14 protein-coding genes are annotated in these 25047 nt (G+C 72.9%); 9 read left to right on the top strand and 5 right to left on the bottom strand.

Features of this window, described 5'->3' with window-relative positions:
• Positions 1–48 precede the first annotated feature (48 nt).
• Together ACFVXG_RS19615 and ACFVXG_RS19610 are read left to right on the top strand one after the other, a co-directional pair.
• Entirely contained in the window at positions 49–1881 is a 1833-nt protein-coding gene (locus tag ACFVXG_RS19615; RefSeq protein ID WP_387929117.1) for an ABC transporter ATP-binding protein, read from the top strand.
• Positions 1878–3734, top strand: coding sequence for an ABC transporter ATP-binding protein (locus tag ACFVXG_RS19610; RefSeq protein ID WP_387929115.1), 1857 nt, complete (start codon positions 1878–1880; stop codon positions 3732–3734). Before ACFVXG_RS19615 ends, ACFVXG_RS19610 begins: the two co-directional genes overlap by 4 nt.
• Positions 3735–3837: 103 nt before the next feature.
• Here the strand turns inward: ACFVXG_RS19610 and ACFVXG_RS19605 are convergent, their stop codons facing one another.
• Positions 3838–4737, bottom strand: coding sequence for a hypothetical protein (locus tag ACFVXG_RS19605; protein WP_387929113.1), 900 nt, complete (start codon positions 4735–4737; stop codon positions 3838–3840).
• Positions 4738–4840: 103 nt separating this feature from the next.
• Positions 4841–7534, bottom strand: coding sequence for an alpha-glucan family phosphorylase (gene glgP / locus ACFVXG_RS19600; protein WP_387929111.1), 2694 nt, complete (start codon positions 7532–7534; stop codon positions 4841–4843).
• A 1073-nt stretch (positions 7535–8607) separates the two neighbouring features.
• Here glgP and ACFVXG_RS19595 point away from each other — a divergent pair.
• The 7 genes from ACFVXG_RS19595 to pyk all read left to right on the top strand — a co-directional run bounded on the left by ACFVXG_RS19595 (position 8608) and on the right by pyk (position 21646).
• Positions 8608–10563, top strand: a complete 1956-nt coding sequence (locus tag ACFVXG_RS19595) for an alpha-1,4-glucan--maltose-1-phosphate maltosyltransferase (RefSeq protein WP_387929421.1) — start codon at positions 8608–8610, stop codon at positions 10561–10563.
• A complete protein-coding gene (gene treS / locus ACFVXG_RS19590; RefSeq protein ID WP_387929109.1) occupies positions 10560–12284 on the top strand; it encodes a maltose alpha-D-glucosyltransferase in 1725 nt (574 codons plus the stop codon). The genes ACFVXG_RS19595 and treS overlap by 4 nt, the downstream gene beginning before the upstream one ends.
• A gap of 253 nt (positions 12285–12537) precedes the next feature.
• The gene (locus ACFVXG_RS19585) at positions 12538–14028 is read left to right on the top strand and encodes a maltokinase (protein WP_387929107.1); all 1491 of its coding nucleotides are present in this window, start codon (positions 12538–12540) and stop codon (positions 14026–14028) included.
• Positions 14025–16520 carry a 1,4-alpha-glucan branching protein GlgB gene (glgB, locus tag ACFVXG_RS19580; protein WP_387929419.1) on the top strand — a complete coding sequence of 832 codons (2496 nt, stop codon included), beginning with the start codon at positions 14025–14027 and terminating at the stop codon, positions 16518–16520. Before ACFVXG_RS19585 ends, glgB begins: the two co-directional genes overlap by 4 nt.
• Before the next feature lie 254 nt (positions 16521–16774).
• On the top strand, positions 16775–18904 hold the full coding sequence (gene pta, locus ACFVXG_RS19575; RefSeq protein WP_387929105.1) for a phosphate acetyltransferase: 2130 nt from the start codon (positions 16775–16777) through the stop codon (positions 18902–18904).
• A complete protein-coding gene (locus tag ACFVXG_RS19570; RefSeq protein ID WP_387929103.1) occupies positions 18901–20124 on the top strand; it encodes an acetate kinase in 1224 nt (407 codons plus the stop codon). Before pta ends, ACFVXG_RS19570 begins: the two co-directional genes overlap by 4 nt.
• Positions 20125–20218: 94 nt before the next feature.
• Positions 20219–21646, top strand: a complete 1428-nt coding sequence (gene pyk / locus ACFVXG_RS19565; protein ID WP_387929101.1) for a pyruvate kinase — start codon at positions 20219–20221, stop codon at positions 21644–21646.
• A gap of 86 nt (positions 21647–21732) precedes the next feature.
• On the opposite strand, the gene ACFVXG_RS19560 is transcribed toward pyk, so the two are convergent.
• From ACFVXG_RS19560 to ACFVXG_RS19550, 3 genes are all read right to left on the bottom strand, one after another.
• Positions 21733–23184, bottom strand: coding sequence for a hypothetical protein (locus ACFVXG_RS19560; RefSeq protein ID WP_387929099.1), 1452 nt, complete (start codon positions 23182–23184; stop codon positions 21733–21735).
• Positions 23181–23882, bottom strand: coding sequence for a DUF6114 domain-containing protein (locus tag ACFVXG_RS19555; protein WP_387929097.1), 702 nt, complete (start codon positions 23880–23882; stop codon positions 23181–23183). Before ACFVXG_RS19555 ends, ACFVXG_RS19560 begins: the two co-directional genes overlap by 4 nt.
• Before the next feature lie 135 nt (positions 23883–24017).
• Entirely contained in the window at positions 24018–24689 is a 672-nt protein-coding gene (locus ACFVXG_RS19550) for a DUF6230 family protein (protein ID WP_350504341.1), read from the bottom strand.
• Between the last annotated feature and the right edge of the window lie 358 nt (positions 24690–25047).

Genomic DNA, 25047 nt, shown 5'->3' with positions numbered 1-25047 from the left:
CGAAAAACCGGATGAGAAATGACGGGCTCTCTGCCTACCCTCACCGCGATGGCCGAGAACAGACAAGACTCCGACCGCACGACCGGGCGCCGCCACTCCACGGTCCGCTCGCTGCTGCGCCTGTGGCCCTACGCCCGGGCCGTCCGCGGCCGGCTCGTGCTCTCGGTGTCGGCCGCCACGCTCGCCATGCTGAGCACCCTGGCCGTCCCGGTGGTGCTCGGCCGGATCGTCGACGGCCCGCTCGCAGACCACGACCTCCACGCCCTGTGGCCGCCGGTCGGCCTGCTGCTGCTCCTCGGACTGGTCGAGGCCGCACTGTTCTACACCCGCCGGGTGGTCCTGTCCCGCCCGCTGGGCCGGCTGGAGGCGGCCATGCGCGCCGACCTCTACGCCAAGCTCCAGCGGCTGCCGGTCTCCTTCCACGACCGCTGGGGCTCCGGCCAGATGCTCTCCCGGGCCACCACCGACATGAACGCCATGCGGCTCTTCCTGGCCTTCCCGCTGGTGTTCCTGGTCGTCAACTCGGTGACGTTCCTGGCCGGCACGATGCTGATGTTCGCCCAGGACTGGCGGCTCGCCCTGATCGTCCTGCTGCCCGCCGCGCCGCTGCTGGTGCTCACCCGGCGCTTCGAGTCCGGCTACTCGGTCACCGCCCGGCTCGCCCAGGACCAGAACGGCGACCTCGCCACCGTGGTCGAGGAGTCGGTGCTCGGCATCCGCATCCTCAAGGCCTTCGGCCGGCACCGCTCGATGGCCGAGCACTTCCGCGCACAGTCCCACCGGCTGCGCCGCACCGAGCTGCGCAAGGCCCACCAGCTCGCCAACCTGTGGGCGGTGATCGTCGGCCTGCCGGAGATCGCCCTGGGCTGCGCCCTGGCCGTCGGCGCCTACCTGGTCGCCCACGACGAGCTGAGCGCCGGCACCCTGGTCGCCTTCCTATCCACCGCGCTCGCCCTGCGCTGGCCGGTCGAGTCGCTCGGCTGGCTGCTCGCCTACGCCAACGAGGCCGCCACCGCCACCGACCGGTTCTTCGAGGTCATCGACGAGCCCGAACCCGCCGACCCGGTCCCCGCCGGGGCGCCCTCCGAAGCGTCCGCCGGCCCGGACGGCATCCGCTTCACCGGCGTCCGCTTCCGCTACCCCGACGCCCCCGACGGCACCCCCGACCTGCTGGCCGGCATCGACCTGCACGTCCGCAGCGGCGAGACGATGGCCCTGGTCGGCGCCACCGGCAGCGGCAAGACCACGCTCACCGCGCTGCTCCCCCGGCTGTACGAGGCCACCGGCGGCCGGATCACCCTGGACGGCCGGGACATCGCCGAGCTGCCCCGGGAGGAGCTGCGCGCCCTCGTCGCGGTCGCCTTCGAGGAGCCCACCCTGTTCTCCGCGACCGTCCGGGAGAACGTCCTGATGGGCGCCCCCGGCGCGGACGACCGGCAGCTGGCCTCCGCCCTCGCCACCGCCCAGGCCGGCTTCGTCGAGAAGCTCCCGGCCGGAGTGGAGACCGAGGTCGGCGAGCAGGGCCTGAGCCTGTCCGGCGGCCAGCGCCAGCGCCTCGCCCTGGCCCGCGCCGTGGTCGGCGACCCGCCCTTCCTGGTCCTGGACGACCCGCTCTCCGCACTCGACGTGCACACCGAGGCGCTGGTCGAACGGGCGCTGCGCGAGGTGCTCGGCACCACCACCGCCCTGGTGGTCGCCCACCGCCCCAGCACGGTGCTGCTCGCCGACCGGGTCGCGGTGCTCGCGGACGGCCGGATCGAGGCCGTCGGCACCCACCAGGAGCTGCTCCGGGACTGCCCCCGCTACCGCGAACTGATGTCGGGCGAGGCCGCCCTGGTCCCCGAGGGCCGCTTCGTCCTCGAGAAGGGGCCCTCTCGATGACCACCACCGTCGAGCCCACCGAGGCCGAATCCGCCGCCTCCGGCGCCTCCGCCGAGGAGGAGCTGCCCCCGCCCCCGGCGGACGAGGAGGACATCCCCGTCCCGCCCGGCGCGCCGCGGGCGCTGCTGCGCTCGCTGCTCGGCCCGCACCGGGCCCGGATCGCCGTCGCGATGGTGGTGATCCTGGTCCAGCAGGCCGCCCTGCAGTCCGGCCCGCTGCTGGTCGCGGTGGCGATGGACCGCGGCATCCCGGCGCTGCGCGCCCACGACTCCGGGCCGCTGGTCGCGGTGGTCGCCGGCTACCTCTTCTGCGCCCTGCTCAGCCCGGTGCTGCAGTGGGTGTTCATCAAGATCAGCGCCCGGGTGAACCAGGACGTCCTGCTGGACCTGCGCGGCCGGATCTTCCGGCACGCCCAGCGGCTCAGCCTGGACTTCCACGAGCGCTACACCTCGGGCCGGATCATCTCCCGGGCCACCAGCGACATCGACGCGCTGCGCGAACTGCTCTCCGAGGGCCTCCAGGAGCTGCTGACGGTCTTCCTGTCGGTCTGCTACATCTCGGTGCTGCTGCTGGTGCTGGACTGGCGGCTGGGCCTGGCCTCGCTGACGGCCTTCCTGCCGCTGGCGCTGATCGCCCACTCCTTCCGCACCCGCTCGCGCCGGGTCTACCGCCGCTCGCGGACGGCCGCCGCCTCGATGATCGTGCGGTTCACCGAGACCATGAACGGCATCCGCCCGGTGCAGGCCTTCCGCCGCGAGAAGGCCAACGACGCCGCCTTCTCGGTGGTCAACCGGCAGGCCTCGACGGCCAACGCGGAGGGCTTCCTGGAGCTCGCCCGGTACGTCGGCCTCTCCCGCGCCACCGCCAACGTCTGGTTCACCGGCATCGTGCTGCTGGGCGCCTACCTGGTCGCCGACGACGCGCTGGAGCTGGGCGTGCTGACCGCCTTCGCGCTCTACCTGCGCCGCCTGTTCGACCCGATCGACCAGCTGGCGATGTTCCTGAACAGCTACCAGGCCGCCGCCGCGGCCCTGGAGAAGATCGCCGGCCTGCTCGCCCACGAGCCGACCGTCGCCGAGCCGGCCGAGCCGGTGGCGTTGCCCCGGGCCACCTCCAAGGGCCGTGAAGTCTCGTTCGAGCGGACCCGCTTCGCCTACCGCACCGGCAAGGAGGTGCTGCCGCCCTTCGACCTGCTGATCCCGGCCGGGCAGACGGTCGCGGTGGTCGGTGCGACCGGCGCCGGCAAGTCGACGGTCGCCAAGCTGCTGGCCCGCTTCTACGACCCGACCGAGGGCCGGATCCGGCTGGACGGCGTGGACCTGCGCGACCTCGCCACCCCGGAGCTGCGGCGCGGGGTGGTGATGGTGACCCAGGAGTCCTTCCTGTTCTCCGGCACCGTCGCCGAGAACATCGCGATCGGCCGCCCCGGCGCCGGCCGCGCCGAGGTCGAGCGGGCCGCCCGGGAGATCGGCGCGTACGAGTTCATCGCCGCGCTCCCGGACGGCTTCGACACCGACGTGCGCAAGCGCGGCGGCCGGATCTCCGCCGGGCAGCGCCAGTTGGTCGCCTTCGCCCGCGCCCTGCTGGCCGACCCGGCCGTGCTGATCCTGGACGAGGCGACCAGCTCCCTGGACGTGCCCGGCGAGCAGGCCGTGCAGCGGGCCATGCGCACGGTGCTGGCCGGCCGCACGGCGGTGATCATCGCGCACCGGCTGTCCACCGTGGAGATCGCCGACCGGGTGCTGGTGATGGACCAGGGCCGGATCGTCGAGGACGGCTCCCCGCGGGAGCTGATCGACGGTGCGGGCCGTTTCGCCACCCTGCATCGTGCTTGGCGGGACAGCCTGGTGTAAGAAAGGGCCTGGCCGAAGGGCCGCACAGTTGTGCCCGTCCGGGTGCGCCGTCACGCACCCGGGCGGGCCTCTCCCTTTCCCAGGCCGGGGCCGATTCCCGGAGTCAGTTCACGGTCACCACGTAGTCGGTGTGCCAGTCCGGCGAGGGGCGGTCCTCCACCGCGGCCACCACGTCGAGCGTGCCGCCCGGCAGCACCTGCCCGGCGACGGCCGAGGAGTCGATCACCACGGCCGGGTCGATGAAGACCGCGTCGTGGTACCGCGGCCCGCTCGGGTAACGGCAGGTCAGGGTGCGCGGCCCGGTGGCGTTGCAGTTGTACGGGGGCGTGCCGGTCAGCGTGGTGTGCTCGGGCACGGTGATCGCCAGGTCGACCGGGTGGCGCGAGTACGAGGGCCCGGCGTTGTAGACCCACAGCGGCAGGTCGATGGTCGCCCCGGGGGCGCCGGTGAGGTCGCCGGGCTGCGGGACGGGGTGCCCGGCCTGCCAGGCCGAGGAGGCGCCGACCATGAAGTGGGCCCGGGTGTCGGCGGTGGTGAGGCTGTACGGGGTGGTGTGGCCGGACTGGTCCGGGTCGCCCGGGTAGAAGGCCTGGACGTCACCGCTGACGGTGAGGAAGGACTCGGTGATCGGCGCGACGTACAGCGCCAGCCGCTCGACCGAGCTCGCCCCGGGCGCCAGCCCGGCCGGGATCTTGTAGGAGCTGCCGGTCCCGAAGTAGGTCAGGGCGACGGCCGGATCGGCCGACTGCACCACGCCCGGCGAGGAGAAGTGCACCACCACCAGGGTGTCGTCGGTGGTGGTGGCCGGGCCCCGGTTGGTGACCTTCACCTCCAGGGTCCCGGTCTCACCCGGGACCACCGGGTCCTGCGGCGGGCAGACCTCCAGCGACAGCGCCGCGGTCGCCGGTGGCGCCGCGAGGGGGGCGGTGGCGGCCTGGGCCGGCCAGGCCGTGAGGAGGACGGAGAGCGCGGCCAGGGCGGCGGCGCGCAGGGTTCGCATCATGAGCTTCACGCTCCCCCCGCCCACCACTCGCCGCCCACCACTCGGGGCAAGCGGGTGACTGCCGCCCGCAGCGACGGCGGACGGCAGTCACCCGTTCCGGGGCTCAGCGCAGCAGCCCGGCGTCCATCCCGGTCGACTCGGCGGGGAGGGCGACCAGCCCAGGTTCGGCCGGCGAGGCCAACCGGGGGTGCGCGGGCAGCACCCGCACGGTGTAGCCGAACGGGCCGGTGCGGTCGAGCTCCAGCGCGCCCTCGTAGCGGGTGCGGCCGTCCAGGTCCGGTCCGCCGACCGGCTTGAGGGCGAGCACCGCGGCGTCCGAGATGCCGTCCGTCTCGTCGACCCGGCCGGAGACCACCTGCACCTCGACGTCGCCCGGCTCCAGCGCGCCGAGCGCGACCTGGACCCGCAGCGCCAGCGAGCTGCCCAGCTCCTGCGCCTCGGCCGGGCAGTCCGCCTCGACGTGCTCGACCCGCACCCCCGGCCAGCCGTCCCGGACCTTGGCCTTCCAGCCGGCCAGCTCCCGGGCGGCCGCGTGGTCGCCGACCGCCAGCTCCCGCTGGGCCAGCGCCGCCGGGGCGTACAGCTGCTCCACGTACTCGCGGACCATCCGCCCGGCCAGCACCTTGGGCCCGAGGGTGACCAGGGTGTGCCGGACCATGGCGATCCAGCGGTGCGGCAGCCCGTCGTCGCCCCGGTCGTAGAACCGGCCGGCGACCTGTTCCTCGATCAGGTCGTACAGCGCGGCGGCCTCGATGTCGTCGCGCCGCTCGGCCTCGCTGCTCTCCGGGTCGAGTACGCCGGCGCTCTCGTCGGCGGTGGGGATCGCCCAGCCGTTCTGGCCGTCGTACCACTCGTCCCACCAGCCGTCCAGGACGGACAGGTTGAGGCAGCCGTTGAGCGCGGCCTTCATCCCGGAGGTGCCGCAGGCCTCCAGCGGGCGCAGCGGGTTGTTCAGCCAGACGTCGCAGCCCGGGTAGAGGTGCTGGGCCATCGCCATGTCGTAGTCCGGCAGGAAGACGATCCGGTGGCGCACCGTCGGGTCGTCGGCGAAGGCGACCATCTGCTGGATCAGCCGCTTGCCGCCGTCGTCGGCCGGGTGGGCCTTGCCGGCGACCACGATCTGCACCGGCCGGGTGGGGTGCAGCAGCAGGGCGCGCAGCCGGGCCGGGTCGCGCAGCATCAGGGTGAGCCGCTTGTACGAGGGCACCCGGCGGGCGAAGCCGATGGTGAGCACGTCGGGGTCGAGCACCGAGGAGACCCAGCCGAGCTCGGCCTCGCCGGCCCCGCGCTGGCGCCAGGAGGCGCGCAGCCGGCGGCGGGCCTCGTCGACCAGCTGGGCGCGCAGGCTGCGGCGCAGGTCCCAGATCTCGGTGTTGCCGATCCGCTCCAGGCCGGTCCAGCGCTGGGTCTCGCCGGTGGTCATCGCCTCCTCGGCGCGTTCGGCGCCGATCTCGGCGGCGCCCAGGCGCACCACGGCCGGGTCGATCCAGGTGGCGGCGTGCACCCCGTTGGTGATCGAGGTGATCGGCACCTCGGCGGGGTCGAAGCCGGGCCAGAGGCCGTTGAACATCGAGCGGCTGACCTCGCCGTGCAGGGTGGAGACCCCGTTGGCGCGCTGGGCGAGCCGCAGGCCCATGGCGGCCATGTTGAAGAGCTTCGGGTCCCCGCCGGGCCAGGTCTCGGCGCCGAGCGCGAGCACCGGCTCGACCGGGACGCCGGGCAGCGCGGCGTCGCCGCTGAAGTGGCGGGCGACCAGCTCGCGGTCGAAGCGGTCGATGCCGGCCGGGACGGGCGTGTGGGTGGTGAACAGGGTGCCGGCCCGGACGGACTCCAGGGCGGCGGCGAAGTCGAGGGCTTCGATGTCACAGCCGGCGGCCCCTTCGGCGGCCCGGTCGGCGACCAGTTCGCGGATCCGCTCGACGCCGAGGAACCCGGCGTGGCCCTCGTTGGTGTGGAAGACCTCGGGGGCGGGGTGCCCGGTGAGCCGGCAGTAGGCGCGCACGGCCCGGACGCCGCCGATGCCGAGCAGCATCTCCTGGAGCAGCCGGTGCTCGCTGCCGCCGCCGTAGAGCCGGTCGGTGACGTCGCGCTCGGCGGGCGAGTTGGCCTCGATGTCGGAGTCGAGCAGCAGCAGCGGGACCCGCCCGACCTGGGCCTTCCAGATGTGCGCGGCGAGGGTGCGGCCGCCGGGCAGGGCGAGGTCGACCCGGGTGGGGGTGCCGTCGGCCTCCCGGAGCAGGCTGACGGCCAGTTCGTCCGGGTCCAGCAGGGGGTAGCGCTCCTGCTGCCAGCCGTCCCGGTCGAGGGACTGCCGGAAGTAGCCGTGCCGGTAGAACAGCCCCACGCCGATGATCGGGACGCCGAGGTCGCTGGCGGCCTTGAGGTGGTCGCCGGCCAGGATGCCGAGGCCGCCGGAGTACTGGGGCAGCGCGGCGGCGATGCCGTACTCGGGCGAGAAGTAGGCGACGGCGGCGGGCGGCGGGGTGGCTCCGCCGTCCGGCCGGCCCTGGTACCAGCGCGGGCCGGTGAGGTACTCGCGCAGGTCGTCGGCGAGGTCGCCGAGTCTGCGCAGGAACCGCCGGTCGGCGGCGAGCGCGGCGAGCCGGGCGGCCGGGACCTCCCCGAGCAGCCGCACCGGGTCCTCGCCGGTCGCGGCCCAGACCTCCGGGTCCACGGACCGGAAGAGGTCCCTGGTCTCGGGGTGCCAGGACCAGCGCAGGTTGAGGGCCAGCTCGTGCAACGGCTGGAGTTGTTCGGGCAGGACGGTGCGGACGGTGAATCTGCGGATTGCCTTCACAGCGGTGAAGCGTAGCCGCGTCGCTCGGTCTGACTACGGGTCAAGTGGACTATTGGGCATCCGTTCGGCCTATTGATGAGATCGCATTCGGCGCATTGGTCTGCACGGGGGGCGCGCGAGGCGCACATTTCCGGGCTTCGCGCTACCAATGCGTGAACTCTGCGGAACAGATCCATTTCCGGCTGATCCCCGACTCCGGACAAAACCCGAAAGTACTGTCGTACCGCTGCGAAAACCTTGTCGCCGGTGCGAGGATGGCCGAAGGTCGTTGATGCCGCGGGGACAACGACGACGGGTGGCCGTCCCCCGTGGAGCAGCACGTCCGAATCCTTTTCGCGTTGATCGTTCCCCTTCTCCCTTAGCCCGTTCGGCGCTCCTCGCGCACCGGCGCGTGTCCTCGCGCACGGTCGGCTCGTTCACGGGTCGACCGGCCCGTCCGGGGGCGCGCCCCCGGAGGCGTGCGCCGGAACGCGCACCGGTTCCGGGACGCCCCGCCACCGGTTCGGCGGGCGCCGGGCAGGTTGCCGGGGACAGCGGCGCGGGCAGGCTCCGGTCGCACGTCCACCCCACCCAGCAGTCCTCCCGGTACTCCCCCGGCCCGCCCCCGGCCCGCGGGAGCTGCCGCTGATCTCGGGCAGGAGTTTGGCATGCACGGCGACACGCGGGACCAGTCCACACCGGTGGCGGACACCGTCGACGCAGCGGTCGCGGAATCCGCCGGACGGATGGATTCTGACACTCGGACAGACCCGGCGATGCCGTCGCCCAGGGTGTCCGGCGGCGTCCGTACCCAATCGTCCGAAACACAGCCCTCCGCAGCACAGCCCTCCGCAGCCGCCCCACAACCCGGGGACGAGGAGGGCCCGACAGCGGCACCGCGCAGGCGCACCACCACCACGCGCCGCAGCACCGCCACCGCGAAGGCCGGCTCCGGGACCACCCCCGCGGAGTCCTCGGGCACCGCCGCGAAGGCGCCCGCGCGCAAGGCCCCCGCCCGCAAGACCGCCGCCCGCAAGACCGCCGCCAAGCCCGCCACCAAGCCCTCCGCCCGCAAGACGACAGAGAGCGACACCGTGATCGGCCGCATCCCCGTCCTGGACGTCAGCCCCCAGATCGACGCCGGCCGCCGCCCGGCCAAGGCCGTGGTCGGCGAGACCTTCCCGGTCACCGCGACCGTCTTCCGCGAGGGCCACGACGCCGTCAACGCCAACGTGGTGCTGCGCGACCCGCGCGGCCGCAGCGGCCCGTGGACGCCGATGCGCGAGCTCGCCGAGGGCACCGACCGCTGGGGGGCGCACGTCACCCCGACCGCGCCCGGCCGCTGGTCGTACCTGGTGGAGGCGTGGAGCGACCCGATCGCCACCTGGCGCAAGACCGCCGCGGTGAAGCTGCCCGCCGGGATCGACACCGCGCTGGTCCTGGAGGAGGGCGCCCGGCTGCTGGAGCAGGCCGCCGCCGGGGTGCCGAAGAAGGACGGCCGGGCCCACGTGCTGGCCGCCGCGGACGCGCTGCGCGACCCGGGCCTGCCCCCGCTGTCCCGGCTGGCCGCCGCGCTCGCCCCCGAGGTGCTGGAGCTGCTGGCCCGGCACCCGCTGCGGGAGCTGCTCAGCGCCTCCCGCCCGCTGCCGCTCCAGGTGGACCGCGAGCGCGCGCTGTTCGGCTCCTGGTACGAGTTCTTCCCGCGCTCGGAGGGCGCGGTGGTGGACCCGAACGGGGTCGAGCCGCCGCGTTCGGGCACCCTGCGCACCGCCGCCGAGCGGCTGCCGGCGGTCGCCGCGATGGACTTCGACGTGGTCTACCTGCCGCCGGTGCACCCGATCGGACGCGCCTACCGCAAGGGCCCGGACAACACCCTGACGGCCGGTCCGCACGACGTCGGTTCGCCCTGGGCGATCGGCTCGCCGGAGGGCGGCCACGACGCCGTCCACCCGGACCTCGGCACCATCGAGGACTTCGACCACTTCGTCGCCGAGGCCAAGGCGCTGCACCTGGAGGTGGCGCTGGACTTCGCCCTCCAGTGCTCCCCCGACCACCCGTGGGTGAACAAGCACCCGGAATGGTTCAGCCACCGCGCGGACGGCACCATCGCGTACGCCGAGAACCCGCCGAAGAAGTACCAGGACATCTACCCGGTCAACTTCGACCAGGACATGGACGGAATCGTCAAGGAAACCGTCCGGATCCTCCGGTTCTGGATGGCCCACGGCATCCGGATCTTCCGGGTCGACAACCCCCACACCAAGCCGGTGGTGTTCTGGGAGAAGGTGCTCGGCGACATCGCCCGCACCGACCCGGATGTCGTGTTCCTGGCGGAGGCCTTCACCCGCCCCGCGATGATGCACACCCTCGCGAAGATCGGCTTCCACCAGTCGTACACGTACTTCACCTGGCGCACCACCAAGAACGAACTCACCGAATACCTCACCGAACTCACCGGTGACGCGGCCGCCTACATGCGCCCCAACTTCTTCGCCAACACCCCGGACATCCTGCACGCCTACCTCCAGCACGGCGGCCACGCCGCGTTCGCGATCCGCGCCGTGCTCGCCGCCACCCTCTCCCCCAGCTACGGCGTCTACGCCGGCTACGAGCTGTTCGAGAACGAGCCGGCCCACCCCGGCTCCGAGGAGTACCTCCACTCGGAGAAGTACGAGCTGCGCCCCCGCGACTGGAACCGCACCGACACCCTCGCCCCGCTGCTCACCGTGCTGAACCGGCTGCGCCGGCGCCACCCCGCCCTCCAGCAGCTGCGCGACCTGCGCTTCCACCCGACCGACAACGAGCAGGTGCTCGCCTACTCCAAGACCGCGACCACCCCCGAGGGCCTGACCGACCGGGTGATCACGGTGGTCAACCTCGACCCGCACCACGTCCAGGAGGCCACCGTCACGCTCGACGGCGACGGGCCCCACGCGGTGCACGACGAGCTCACCGGCGCCGTCTACACCTGGGGCCGACACAACTACGTCCGGCTCGATCCCTCAGCCGAGCCGGCTCACCTCCTCACGGTTCGGAGGAACCCAGCGTGACAGTGAACGAGCCCGTCCCCGACACCTTCCCGGAGACCTCGAAGAAGAACCTGGACCCGGAGTGGTTCAAACGGGCGGTCTTCTACGAGGTGCTGGTGCGGTCCTTCCAGGACAGCAACGGCGACGGGATCGGGGACCTCAAGGGGCTCACGACCAAGCTCGACTACCTGCAGTGGCTCGGCGTCGACTGCCTCTGGCTCCCGCCCTTCTTCGCCTCGCCGCTGCGCGACGGCGGGTACGACGTCGCCGACTACAAGTCGGTGCTGCCGGAGTTCGGCGACCTCGCCGACTTCATGGAGTTCACCGACGCCGCGCACGCCCGCGGCATGCGCGTCATCATCGACTTCGTCATGAACCACACCAGCGACCAGCACCCGTGGTTCCAGGCCTCCCGGGCGGACCCGGACGGGCCGTACGGCGACTTCTACATGTGGGCCGACGACGACAAGCAGTACCCGGACGCCCGGATCATCTTCGTCGACACCGAGACCTCCAACTGGACCTACGACCCGGTGCGCAAGCAGTACTACTGGCACCGGTTCTTCTCGCACCAGCCGGACCTCAACTACGACAACCCCCGCGTCCAGGACGAGATGATCGCCGGGCTGCGGTTCTGGCTCGACCTCGGCATCGACGGCTTCCGGCTGGACGCGGTGCCGTACCTGTTCGCCCGCGAGGGCACCAACTGCGAGAACCTGCCGGAGACCCACGAGTTCCTCCGGCGGGTCCGGAAGGAGATCGACGCCGACTACCCGGACACCGTGCTGCTCGCCGAGGCCAACCAGTGGCCCGAGGACGTCGTCGACTACTTCGGCGACTTCACCGCGGGCGGCGACGAGTGCCACATGGCGTTCCACTTCCCGGTGATGCCGCGGATCTTCATGGCCGTGCGCCGGGAGTCCCGGTACCCGGTGTCGGAGATCCTGGCCAAGACCCCGGCGATCCCGGGCGGCTGCCAGTGGGGCATCTTCCTGCGCAACCACGACGAGCTGACCCTGGAGATGGTCACCGACGAGGAGCGCGACTACATGTACGCGGAGTACGCCAAGGACCCGCGGATGCGCGCCAACGTGGGCATCCGCCGCCGGCTCGCCCCGCTGCTGGAGAACGACCGCAACCAGATCGAGCTGTTCACCGCCCTGCTGCTCTCCCTCCCCGGCTCGCCGGTGCTCTACTACGGGGACGAGATCGGCATGGGCGACAACATCTGGCTGGGCGACCGGGACGGCGTGCGCACGCCGATGCAGTGGACCCCGGACCGCAACGCGGGTTTCTCCTCCGCCGACCCGGGCAGGCTCAGTCTGCCGCCCATCATGGACCCGGTGTACGGCTATCAGGTGACCAACGTCGAAGCGCAGCAGAGCAGTTCGAGTTCACTGCTGCACTGGACGCGTCGCATGATCGAGATCCGCAAGCTCAACCCGGCGTTCGGCCTGGGCACCTACACCGAACTGCCGTCCAGCAACCCCGCCGTGCTGGCCTTCGTGCGCGAGCACGAGGGCGACCTGGTCATGTGCGTGAACAACTTCTCGCGGTTCGCGCAGCCGACCGAGCTGGACCTGCGGCAGTACGGCGGGCGGTACCCGGTCGAGCTGATCGGCGGAGTGCGCTTCCCGTCGATCGGCGAGTGGCCCTACCTGCTCACGCTGGCCGGGCACGGCTTCTACTGGTTCCAACTCCGGCAGCCCCCGCGCCCGAGCGGAACCAGGCGATCGAAGTAACGATCCGCCGCGCCCTGCCACCAGCGGCCCGCACGGCACCACCAGACCCTCCGGGGGCGCGAGTTGACCCCTGCGCCCCCGGAGTTCTCTGCACCACCGCGTACGGAGAACAGCCCAACGGCTACCCACACGAAGGCGTGACACCCGAGCCGTGCTCGCGTGCCGCGACCGCCGCGCCGCCGAAATCCGGAAGACTGACGGACCCCGGCCACGACCCGTCGGGCCCTCCGCGTGCTTCCGGGGAAAGGGAGTCATGTCCGAAACCTCCCGTTCTCAAGCCCATGTGCAGCACGACGCCCCGGCCGGCTCCGCCGCGCACCCGGGCGCGCGGGGCACCGGGGCCCGGAGAACCGCCCTGGGGGTCAGCGAGCTCGTCCAGGCGGCCCTGCCGCTGATCGCCGAGTGGCTCCCCACCCAGCGCTGGTACGCCGGGAAGGGACGCCCCATCACCGGGCTCGTGCCGGTGGTCGGCACCCCGCTGCAGGTCGGCGACCCCGCCCTGCTGCACCTGCTGCTGCGGGTCGAACACGCCACCACGGCCGGCCTCCCGCACGGCGACACCTACCAACTCCTGCTCGGCATCCGCTCCCAGGGCCCCGCGGGCATCGAACCCGGCGCCGTGCTCGGCCTGCTCAACCAGGGCCCGTACGACGGCGCCGCCCTCTACGACGCCGTGCACGACCCCGAACTCACCGGACGCCTGCTGGAACACCTGGCCACCGGCGACCGGTTCGGCTCGCTGTCCTTCCGCCGCACCCCCGGCTCCGGACTCCCCGCCAACCTCCCCGGCCGCGCCTCCACCGCCGAACAGTCCAACAGCTCGGTCATCTACGGCACCTCGTACATCCTGAAACTCTTCCGACGCATCCACCCCGGCACCAACCCCGACCTGGAACTCTCGCTCGCCCTCTCCCGGGCCGGCTCCACCCGCATCCCCCGGGTCGCCGCCTGGTTCGAGAGCCGGATGGAACGCGCCGAGCCCGCCACCCTCGGACTCCTCCAGCGCTACCTGCCGGACGCCGAGGACGGCTGGGAGCTCGCCCTCGACCAGGTCGGCCGGCTCAAGGGCGACCGCTCCCCCGGCAACTTCGCCATCGAGGCGCACCGGCTCGGCCGGGCCACCGCCGAGGTGCACCGGGTGCTCGCCCGCTCCATGCCCGTCGCCCGGCTCGACCGCACCCAGACCGGCCGGCTCGCCACCGCGATGGCCGACCGGCTGGACAGCGCCGTCGCCGCCGTCCCCGGACTGCTGCGCTTCCGCGCCGCCCTGCGCACCGCCTTCCAGCAGCTCGCCGACGCCCACCCGGACGGCCTGCCGGTCCAGCGCATCCACGGCGACCTCCACCTCGGCCAGGCCATGCGCACCCCGCACGGCTGGGTGCTGCTGGACTTCGAGGGGGAGCCGGCCAAATCCGTCAACGAGCGCCGCGAACCCCAGCCGGCCCTGCGCGACGTCGCCGCGATGCTGCGCTCCTTCGACTACGCGGCCGCCCACCTGCTGGCCGGCGGCCCGGTCGACCCCGAGCTGGCCCACCTCGCCGCCGCCTGGGCCCAGCGCAACCGCACCGCCTTCTGCGCCGGCTACACCGCCGGAGGCGGCGCCGACCCGGCCGCCTCGCCGGAGCTGATGCGGGCCCTGGAGATCGACAAGGCGGTGTACGAGGTGGTGTACGAGGCCAGGCACCGGCCCAGCTGGCTGCCGATCCCGCTCGCCGCGATCAACCGGCTCGCCCTGTCCGTCTGACCCCGCGATCCCCGTCCCGCCCGCCCGCCTGCCCGCCCGCCCGCCCGCCACGAGTTCGCCCACCCCCGCCGCTGGAGGACCACGCCGTGACGCCGCTCGACCCGACCGGCCGCCCCACCCGCCCCGTTCCGGCCACCTTCCTGGCCGGGGCCCCCGAACGGGGCGAGCCCCACCCGCCCCGAGCCGAAGGGCGCGCCGACGCCGAAAGGGAGAAGCGAGGGAGCGACGCAGGAGCGACGGAGCGCCGACCGTCGGCGTCGGACCAAGAGCGCCCGGAGGCGAGCGGGCGAGTCACAGCCCTCCGGCTCCCCGATGCGCCGCTGCCGCCGGCCGAGGTGGACCGGCTGGTGAGCGGGCAGCACCACGACCCGCACGCCCTGCTCGGCGCGCACCCGGTGCACGGCGGGACGGCGATCCGGGTGCTGCGCCCGTTCGCCGACCGGGTGGTGGTGGAGACCGCCCACGGCCCCGCCGAACTCACCCACCAGCAGGGCGGTTTGTTCACCGGCCTGCTGGCGGGCGGCGAACTCCCCGACTACACCCTGCTGGTGGACTACCCGGACGGCGAACCGCAGCGCCAGCACGACGGCTACCGCAGCCCGCCCACCCTCGGCGAACTCGATCTGCACCTGATCTCCGAGGGCCGGCACGAGCAGCTCTGGCAGGCGCTCGGCTCGCACGTGCGCACCGTCGACGGCGTGGCCGGCACCGCCTTCGCGGTCTGGGCGCCCAACGCCGTCGGGGTGCGGCTGATCGGCGACTTCAACCACTGGAACGGCACCGGCCACCCGATGCGCTCGCTCGGCTCCTCCGGCATCTGGGAGCTGTTCGTCCCCGGCCTCGCCGAGGGCGCCACCTACAAGTACGAGATCCACACCCGGCAGGGCTGGGTCCTCGACAAGGCCGACCCGCTCGCCCGGGCCGCCCAGTGCCCGCCCGGCACCGCCTCGGTGGTGACCTCCTCCGCCTACCGGTGGCAGGACGGCGAGTGGATGGCCCGCCGGGCCCGCACCGCGCACCACCGGGCCCCGATGTCGGTGTACGAGCTGCACCTGGCCTCCTGGCGGCCCGAGCTCACCTCCTACCGCGCCATCGCCGAGGAACTGCCGCGCTACCTCAAGGAGTTGAACTTCACCCACGTGGAGTTCATGCCGGTGATGGAGCACCCCTTCGGCGGCTCCTGGGGGTACCAGGTCTCCGGCTACTTCGCCCCCACCGCCCGGCTCGGCGGCCCCGACGACTTCCGGCACCTGGTCGACACCCTGCACCGGCACGGCATCGGCGTGATCGTCGACTGGGTGCCCGCGCACTTCCCCAAGGACGACTTCGCCCTCGCCCGCTTCGACGGCGAGCCGCTGTACGAGCCCGCCGACCCGCTGCGCGCCGAGCACCCCGACTGGGGGACGCTGGAGTTCGACTACGGCCGCACCGAGGTGCGCAACTTCCTGGTCGCCAACGCCGTGTACTGGTGCGAGGAGTTCCACATCGACGGCCTGCGGGTCGACGCCGTCGCCTCGATGCTCTACCTCGACTACTCCCGCGAGGGCGGCGCCTGGACGCCCAACCAGTACGGCGGCCGGGAGAACCTGGACGCCGCCGCCTTCCTCCAGGAGATGAACGCCACCGTCTACCGGCGCTGCCCCGGCGTGATCACCATCGCCGAGGAGTCCACCGCCTGGGACGGCGTCACCCGGCCCACCGACGCCGGCGGCCTCGGCTTCGGGCTGAAGTGGAACATGGGCTGGATGCACGACTCGCTGGTCTACATGTCCAAGGAGCCGGTGCACCGCAAGTACCACCACAACGAGATCACCTTCTCGATGGTGTACGCCTACTCCGAGAACTACATCCTGCCGATCTCCCACGACGAGGTCGTCCACGGCAAGCAGGCCCTGGTCTCCAAGATGCCCGGCGACTGGTGGCAGCAGCGCGCCAACCACCGCGCCTACCTCGGCTTCATGTGGTCCCACCCCGGCAAGCAACTGCTCTTCATGGGGCAGGAGTTCGCCCAGGGCGCGGAGTGGGACCACGAGCAGGGCCCGCAGTGGTGGGTGCTCGACGAGCAGTGGCCCGCCCACCGGGACCACGAGGGCGTGCGCCGCCTCGTCCGCGACCTCAACCGGATCTACCGGGACACCCCCGCCCTCTGGGAGCTGGACACCACCCCGGACGGCTTCCGCTGGCTCGACGGCGGCTCCGCCGAGGACAACCTGCTCTCCTTCGTCCGCCACGCCGCCGACGGCACCCCGCTGGTCGCCGTCTGCAACTTCTCCCCCGTGGTCCGCCACGGCCACCGGGTCGGCCTGCCCGCCCTGGACGGCCGCGAGCAGCTCTGGGAGGAACTGCTGAACACCGACGCCGAGACCTACGGCGGCAGCGGCACCGGCAACTCCCGCCCGATCAAGGCCGACCCGGTCGAGTGGAACGGCCAGCCCCGCTCCGCCGAACTGGTCCTCCCCCCGCTCGCCACCCTCTGGCTCCGCCCGGCCTGAGCCCGCAGGCTCCCCGCCCGGGACTGATCGTCAACGGGCGGGGGGCTTGCCACTGCGGCTCCGAGTTCTGCTCCCGCACCCTCACCGGCCTGCCCTCCGCTCCGAGCCCGCCGGCCGCTGAGCACTGCCGCACCACCCGGCGTGACCTTCGTCCCTTGCGTCCGCCCGGCCGCTCTGCTCGCGGACGGGCGTTCGCGGTGCGAAGGTATGGTCGATATGGCCAGCTTCCGAGGCGACGGGACGGAGACATCCGCGTGGCGCGCAGCGTGTACGTGACCGGGATCGACCGGGGGGACGGCCGGCAGGCCGTCGAACTCGGGGTCATGGAACTGCTCACCCGTCAGGTGGACCGGGTCGGGGTGTTCCGTCCGCTGGTGCACGCGGCGGCGCCCGGCGGGTCGGGGTCGGACCACGTCGTCGAGCTGCTGCGCGGGCGGTACCGGATCGACCTGCCGGGCTCCGAGCTGTACGGGCTCACCTACGAGGAGGCGGCCGCGCTGCAGGCCGCCCAGGGGCAGGACGAGCTGGTCTCCGCGCTGGTCGACCGGTTCCGCGCGCTGGAGCGGCGCTGCCAGGCGGTGCTGGTGCTGGGCACCGACTTCGCCGACACCAACATCCCGGACGAGCTGGCCTTCAACGCCCGGCTCGCCAACGAGTTCGGCGCCGCCGTGCTGCCGGTGGTCGGCGGCCAGGGCAAGGACCCGGAGGCCGTGATCGCCGAGGTGCGCAACGCCCACCGGGCGTACACCGACCTCGGCTGCGAGACCCTGGCGATGATCGCCAACCGGACCGCCCCGGGCGCCAAGCAGCGGATCCAGCGCGCGCTCACCGAGAAGCTGCCGATCCCGGCGTACGTGATCCCGGAGGAGCCTGCCCTGGCCGCGCCGACCGTCGCCCAGCTGGTGGAGGCGACCGGCGCCGAGGTGCTGCTCGGCGACGCGGCCGGCCTGGCCCGGGACGTGCGCGGCTTCGTCTTCGGCGGCGCCATGCTGCCCACCTTCCTGGACGCGCTGACCGAGGGCGCCCTGGTGGTCACCCCCGGGGACCGCGCCGACCTGGTGATCGGCTCGCTGGCCGCGCACGCGGCCGGCGCCCCGCCGATCGCCGGCGTGCTGCTGACCCTCGGCCAGCACCCCGGCCCGAACGTGATGGCGCTGGCCGCCCGGCTCGCCCCCGGCACCCCGGTCGCGGTCGTCCCCGAGGGCAGCTGGCCCACCGCCGCCACCCTGACCCACCTGGAGGGCAAGCTCACCGCGGCCAGCCCCCGGAAGGCCGAGATCGCCCTCGGACTGTTCGAACTGCACGTGGACACCGCCGAGTTGACCAACCGGATCGAGGTCGGCCGGTCCGAGCGGGTGACCCCGATGATGTTCGAGCACGCGCTGCTGGAGCGCGCCCGGGCCGGCCGCCGGCACGTGGTACTGCCCGAGGGCACCGAGGAGCGGGTGCTGCGGGCGGCCGAGATCCTGCTGCGCCGCAACATCTGCGACCTCACCCTGCTCGGCGAGGTCGACGCGGTGCGCCGCAAGGCCGCGAGCCTGGGCATCGTCCTCCCGCAGGACGACACGGGCGCCGACCGCGCCCAGGTCCGGGTGGTCGACCCGAGCACCAGCCCGCTGCGCCGCCAGTTCGCCGAGCTGTACGCCCGGCTGCGCGCCCACAAGGGGATGACCGTCGAGCTGGCCCTGGACGTGGTCACCGACGTCTCCTACTTCGGCACCCTGATGGTCCAGGAGGGCATCGCCGACGGCATGGTCTCCGGTGCGGTGCACTCCACCGCGGCGACCATCCGGCCCGCCTTCGAGGTGATCAAGACCTCCCCGGGCGCGTCCATCGTGTCGAGCGTCTTCTTCATGTGCCTGGCCGACAAGGTGCTGGTGTACGGCGACTGCGCGGTCAACCCCGACCCGGACGCCCAGCAGCTGGCCGACATCGCGATCCAATCGGCCGCCACCGCCGCCCAGTTCGGGGTGGAGCCGCGGGTCGCGATGCTCTCGTACTCGACCGGCACCTCCGGCTCGGGCGCGGACGTCGACAAGGTCCGCAAGGCCACCGAGCTGGTCCGCGCGCTGCGGCCGGACATCCTGGTCGAGGGCCCGATCCAGTACGACGCGGCGGTGGACGAGCACGTCGCGGCCACCAAGCTGCCGGGCTCGCCGGTGGCCGGGCGGGCCACCGTGCTGATCTTCCCGGACCTCAACACCGGCAACAACACCTACAAGGCCGTCCAGCGCTCGGCCGGCGCGGTCGCGGTCGGCCCGGTGCTGCAGGGGCTGCGCAAGCCCGTCAACGACCTCTCGCGCGGCGCGCTGGTGGAGGACATCGTCAACACCGTCGCGATCACCGCCATCCAGTCCCAGGACCGCAAGGAGCCGCAGGCATGACCGCCGGAACGCGTGTGCTCGTTCTCAACGCCGGCTCCTCGTCGGTGAAGTACCAGCTGATCGACATGCTGGACGGCGCCCGGCTGGCCTCCGGGCTGGTCGAGCGGATCGGCGAGGCGGGCGGCCGGCTGGTGCACACCCCGCGCACCGGCGAGCGGCGCGAGCAGCTGCAGGCCTTCCCGGACCACTCGTCCGCGCTGAAGGCCGTCGCCGAGGAGCTGGCCGCCGACGGCGTCGGGCTGGACTCCCCCGAGCTGGCCGCGATCGGCCACCGGGTGGTGCACGGCGGCAAGCGGTTCACCGAGCCGACGGTGATCACCGACGAGGTGCTCCGGGAGATCCGCCGGCTGATCCCGGTCGCGCCGCTGCACAACCCGGCGAACATCACCGGCATCGAGGTGGCCCGCGCGCTACGGCCGGACCTGCCGCAGGTGGCCGTGTTCGACACCGCCTTCCACGCCTCGATGCCCGAGTACTCGGCCCGGTACGCGATCGACAAGGCCGTCGCCGACGAGCACCGGGTGCGCCGCTACGGCTTCCACGGCACCTCGCACCAGTACGTCTCGCGGGCCACCGCCCGACTGCTCGGCAAGGACCCGGCCGAGGTCAACGTGATCGTGCTGCACCTGGGCAACGGCGCCTCCGCCTCGGCGGTCAGCGGCGGCCGCTGCGTGGACACCTCGATGGGCCTCACCCCGCTGGAGGGCCTGGTCATGGGCACCCGTTCGGGTGACATCGACGCGGGCGTGGTGTTCCACCTGCACCGGGTCGGCGGCCTGTCCGTCGACGAGATCGACGACCTGCTCAACCGCCGCAGCGGGCTGCGCGGCCTGTGCGGCGAGAACGACATGCGCGAGATCATGCGCCGCGCCGACGAGGGGGACGCGGACGCGCGGCTCGCCTTCGACGCGTACGTCCACCGGCTGCGCAAGTACATCGGCGGCTACTACGCGGTGCTCGGCCGGGTGGACGCGATCGCGTTCACCGCGGGCGTCGGGGAGAACGCGGCGCCGGTGCGCGCGGCGGCCACCGCGGGGCTGGAGGAGCTGGGCATCGCCGTGGACCCGGAGCTGAACTCGGTGCGCTCGGGCGCGGCCCGGATCATCTCGCCCGAGTTCTCCCGGGTGGCGGTCGCGGTGGTGCCGACCGACGAGGAGCTGGAGATCGCCCGCCAGGCCTTCGCCCTGGTGCACCGGGAAGGTGAACAGTCCGAGGACTGACACGGAATTGTCTCGCTCCTCGGGATCCTTCGTCGGCGATTTCCCACGATTCGTGCCGAATGCACCGATAACACGAACGGATAGACTGACCCATATGCGCCGAGCGAAAATTGTCTGCACCCTGGGTCCGGCCACGGACTCCTACGAACAGCTGAAGGCCATCGTCGAGGCGGGCATGAACGTCGCCCGACTGAACATGAGCCACGGCAACCACGCGGACCACGAGGAGCGGTACCGGAAGGTCCGCCAGGTCTCGGAGGACACCGGCAAGGCCATCGGCGTCCTGGCCGACCTCCAGGGTCCCAAGATCCGTCTGGCGACCTTCGCCAACGGCCCGGTGACCGTCGACAACGGCGACGAGTTCACCATCACCACCGAGGACGTCCCCGGTGACCAGCACATCTGCGGCACCACCTACAAGGGCCTGCCCGGCGACGTGAAGCCCGGCGACCCGATCCTGATCAACGACGGCGTCATCGCCCTGGAGGTCGTCAGCGTCGACGGCCCGCGGGTGAAGACCGTGGTGGTCGAGGGCGGCGTGCTCTCGAACAACAAGGGCATCAACCTGCCCGGCGCGGCCGTGAACGTGCCCGCCCTGTCCGAGAAGGACAAGGACGACCTGCGCTTCGCGCTGCGCCTGGGCGTCGACATGGTCGCCCTGTCCTTCGTCCGCAACGCGGACGACATCAAGGACGTCCACGAGGTCATGGACGAGGTCGGCATCCGGGTGCCGGTCATCGCCAAGATCGAGAAGCCGCAGGCCGTCGAGGCCATGGAGGAGATCGTCCTCGCCTTCGACGCCATCATGGTCGCCCGCGGCGACCTGGCCGTCGAGTACCCGCTGGAGCGGGTGCCGCTGGTCCAGAAGCAGCTGATCACCCTGGCCCGCCGCAACGCCAAGCCGGTCATCGTCGCCACCCAGATGATGGAGTCGATGATCCACGCCTCGCGGCCGACCCGCGCCGAGGTCTCCGACGTCGCCAACGCCATCCTGGACGGCACCGACGCGGTGATGCTCTCCGCCGAGTCCAGCGTCGGCAAGTACCCGGTCGAGACCGTCCGCACCATGAGCCGGATCTGCGAGAAGGCCGAGGAGGAGCTGGTCTCCCAGGGCCTGCAGCCGCTCAACCCGGGCCGCAAGCCGCGCACCCAGGGCGGCTCCGTCGCCCGCGCCGCGTGCGAGCTGGGCGACTTCCTGAACGGGAAGGCGCTGATCGCGTTCACCAAGTCCGGTGACACCGCGCGCCGGCTGTCCCGCTACCGTTCGCCGATCCCGGTGATCGCGTTCACCCCGGACTCGGCCACCCGCAACCAGCTCTCGCTGAGCTGGGGCGTCGAGTCGTACGTCACCGAGCAGGTGGCCACCACCGACGCGATGGTCGCGCAGGTCGACCGCGAGCTGCTGAAGCTGGGCGAGCTGAGCGAGGGCGACACCGTGATCGTCACCGCCGGTGTGCCGGTCGGCATCCCCGGCACCACCAACATGGTGCAGGTGCACCGCCTGGGCAGCCACGGCGAGTGACATCCCGGTAGTACGAACGCCGGTGGGGCGGTCCTCCTGTACGGGAGGGCCGCCCCACCGGCGTTACGGCGTCCGCCGGTCGCCGCCTACTTGTCGCTGTAGGGCGCGTTGTCGTTGAACAGGTGCATCCCCGGGATGTGCAGGGTGCCGCCGAACTGGCCGGCCTGCTTGGCGGTGACCCCGGTCAGCTCGATGTCCAGCGGGATCGGGACGGCGCCGATCAGGTCGTACAGCCAGCGCGGCAGGGTGTCCGGGGTGAGGGTGATCTCGCCCAGGTCGATCGGGATCGGCAGGCCGAGGAGCTTGGACAGGTGGCCGGACAGCCGCTCCACGTACATGGTGACCTGGCCGTCGCGCATGGTCGAGGTCGAGCCCGGGGCGCCCTGGACGTGGAAGGTGACGCCGTTGCCCTCCAGGGTCGACATGTCGAGGTTCTCGATGTCCACGCTGTTGACCACGAACTTCAGCACCCGCTTGGTGCCGGTCGGGGTCCTCACGTCGTAGACGCCGTGGAAGGCCGCGCCGTGCAGACCGAGCCGGCTGGTCTGCAGCGTCCAGTTCTGCTCCGGGACGACCTGCTCGGAGGAGGCCGCACCGGCAGTCAGGTTCCGGGCGTCCACAGTGCAGTTGGGGTTCGCGGTGGGCGAGCCGGACGGGGTCGGGGTGGCCGAGGAGCTCGCCGAAGCGCCCGCCGACGGGGTCGCCTTGGCGGCCGACTTGCCGCCGGAGGCGGTGGCGCCCGGCGAGGGCTGCCCGCCCGAGGGCTGGGCGGCGGAGGACTGGTCACCGGACGACTGGGTGCCGGACGACTGGGCGGCGGGCGGCGCGGCCTGCTGGGTGCCGGCGGCCGGGGCCTGCGGCTGGGCGGGCTGCGCCGGGGTGCCGACCCGCGGGGCGGGCGCGGCCGGCCCCTGGGGGGTGGCACTCGGTGTCGCGCTCGGCGTCGGAGTGGCCGAACCGCCCGGGTTCAGCAGGTGGTTGATGCCGCCGACGATGTCGTCGATCAGCCCGGCCGGGCTCGCGGTGGCCGTCCCGTTGTCGCTGCCCTGGTAGACCGCGCTCACCGCGCCCGAACCGCCGGTGGCGTCGGAGCGGACGGCGGACCGGGTGGCCGTCGTGGTCGGCGGCTTCACCGGCGCGGTGGTCGGGGCCGTGCTCGGCAGCTGGGTCGGCGCGGTGCTCGGAGCCGTGGTCGGAGCCGAGCCCGGGCCGGTCGAGGGCGTCGTCGTCGGGCTTCCGGGCGTGCCGGTCGGCGCGGGCGGCGGCTCGGGCAGCTCGCTCTTGGGGACGGGCGTCTCGATCGGCGCCACGTCCGGCACGGTCACCGGCGCGTTGCCGCAGGGCTTGCCCGCGGCGGACTCGGCGACCGCCGGGTTGGGCGTGTAGGCGGCGGCCATCAGCAGCGCGGTCGGCACCGCGGCCATCGCCAGGGCGCGGCCTCTCAACCGGACCCGGACCGGCTTGCGCGGCGCGGCGTGCCGGCCGGAGCGCTGCGCGGGGACGGCCGTGCCCTCTGCTTGCTCGGCCGGCCCGGTCACCGCGCCTCCTCCTGCTCCCCGGCGGTGCCCTGCTTCGGGACGACGGCCTCGGCGGCGGGGGCCGCGGCGGCCGGCTCCGCGGGCGCGCCCTGGGCGGGCAGCTTGGCGGTGGCGGGCGCCTCGGCGGCCTTCGCGACGGCGCTCTCGGCGACGGCGGCGGTCGGCTCGGCGGCGGGCTCGGCGGCGGTCGGCTCAGCGGTGGCGGGCCCGGTGGCGACGCTCTCCGCCACGGCGTTGTCCGCCTGCTTGCCGTGGCGTGCGCGCCGCCCCTTGGCGGGCGCGGTGGACGGCTCGGGCAGCGGCGCCCAGGAGACCATCAGCCCGCCGCCGATCAGGCCGGGCAGCAGGGCCAGGCCGAAGCCCGCGAGGTTGGAGACCGGGATCGAGACCAGCGTCAGCAGGATGGTCGCGATGCCGGCGAAGACCCGTACGGCGGGCTGGAACCAGGCGGTCAGCCCGAGGATGATCATCAGCACCCCGATGATCAGCGACCCGGCGCCGGCCGTGGTGGACATCGCGATGGTCAGACCACCGAACGTCAGGTGCGCGTACGGGAAGTAGAGGATCGGGACGCCGGCGATCATGGCCAGCAGGCCGCCCCAGAAGGGCCTGGAGCGGCGGAATTCACGGAAGTGCCGCCAGAGCCACCCGATGGGGTTCTGCTGACGGGGCCGCGTCTCGACCGTTGCGCTGGACATGGTGCAACTCCTCGACGTCGCTACGAGGGAAGAACAGAAAAGGGGGGTGCCGGAAGCGGCGGTTGCCCGCCGCCCCCGGCCCCGGGTCGAACCGCGTCATCGGGGCACGCCGGTCGGCATGCCGTCAGACGAGGCTCAGAAGCACTCGTTGCCCGCGCCGTCGCCGCTCTTCAGCGCGAGGTTCAGGCCGTTCAGCTTGAAGGTGCCGGCCGAGGTGGCCCGCGCGGTCTGCTGAACGCCGCTCAGGTCGGCGGTCTTGGCGGACTGGGCGAACCCGGTCGCACCGGACGGCAGGCCGGCGCCGCCGCCCGCCTTGGTGACACCCGCGTGCGGGGCCCAGCCCTGGGTGGCCGTACCCGAGAGGGTGGAGGCGTCCTGGCCGATGTTCATCTGGGTGAAGGTCGCGTCCGCCTTCAGCTGCTCCAGGTCGATCAGCAGGTTGTCGGCCTGAACCGGCTTGCCCGCCTCGGTGCCGGCGTGCAGCTGGAGCGTGATCTTGCCCAGGCCGAACGCGGACAGGTCCGTCACCACCGACTGGCACAGGTTGGTGATGTCGGCGTGGTCGAAGGCCGAGACCGCGACCGGGTGCGGCTTGCCGTTCGCCTCGATGTCGACCGAGCCGAACTGGGCGAAGTTGGTGCCGTGCAGTTGGTCGGTGCTGACCTTGAACTGCTGGCCGGAAATGCTGAACGAGGCGGCGAGCGCGCTGTTGGCGATCGAGACGCCGACCATCGCGGTGGCCGCGACGCTCGGCACCATCACCAGGGCGAAGCGCTTCCAGCGGGTCTTGCCGTAGGTCTTGGACATGCGAGTCCTCCTTCTAGGACGTACATCTCCGGCCTCCCGGCGGCGCGTCCCGCGCCGGTGGGGGCCTGGGATGGGAGAGAGCTACGTCCTCGGTAGCGGAGAGCGCCTTGGGCGTCGTCGGACGCGGGAGCGGCCTGCGTACTGCGGCACTCCCGTCCCGAAACCGGCCGTCCTTGCGGGACGACGGGTCGGATCGACGACATCGGCGATCACCCCCGAGCGACAACCAGCGACCGCGCAGGGCCGCGCGGCCGGTCGAGGACAGGAACCGCCGTGGGACCGCGGATACCCCCCTGCCCTCCCTACCGCCGGCCTGGGGCCGACGGATCACCCGGTGGGGATCCCGCGCTCCGCTCGG

The sequence above is a fragment of the Kitasatospora sp. NPDC058162 genome, from assembly GCF_042884005.1.
In the GTDB taxonomy this organism is placed as follows: Bacteria; Actinomycetota; Actinomycetes; order Streptomycetales; family Streptomycetaceae; genus Kitasatospora.
The sequence above is the reverse complement of the archived record's forward strand: the minus strand, read 5'-3'. Positions and strand labels throughout refer to the sequence as shown.

What these genes read in the sequence shown, in the direction of transcription:
- ACFVXG_RS19615 (WP_387929117.1), top strand. Translation starts at nt 49, where the DNA reads ATGGCCGAGAACAGACAAGACTCCGACCGCACGACCGGGCGCCGCCAC.
- ACFVXG_RS19610 (WP_387929115.1), top strand. Translation starts at nt 1,878, where the DNA reads ATGACCACCACCGTCGAGCCCACCGAGGCCGAATCCGCCGCCTCCGGC.
- ACFVXG_RS19605 (WP_387929113.1), bottom strand. Translation starts at nt 4,737, where the DNA reads ATGATGCGAACCCTGCGCGCCGCCGCCCTGGCCGCGCTCTCCGTCCTC.
- ACFVXG_RS19585 (WP_387929107.1), top strand. Translation starts at nt 12,538, where the DNA reads ATGTCCGAAACCTCCCGTTCTCAAGCCCATGTGCAGCACGACGCCCCG.
- ACFVXG_RS19570 (WP_387929103.1), top strand. Translation starts at nt 18,901, where the DNA reads ATGACCGCCGGAACGCGTGTGCTCGTTCTCAACGCCGGCTCCTCGTCG.
- pyk (WP_387929101.1), top strand. Translation starts at nt 20,219, where the DNA reads ATGCGCCGAGCGAAAATTGTCTGCACCCTGGGTCCGGCCACGGACTCC.
- ACFVXG_RS19555 (WP_387929097.1), bottom strand. Translation starts at nt 23,882, where the DNA reads ATGTCCAGCGCAACGGTCGAGACGCGGCCCCGTCAGCAGAACCCCATC.
- ACFVXG_RS19550 (WP_350504341.1), bottom strand. Translation starts at nt 24,689, where the DNA reads ATGTCCAAGACCTACGGCAAGACCCGCTGGAAGCGCTTCGCCCTGGTG.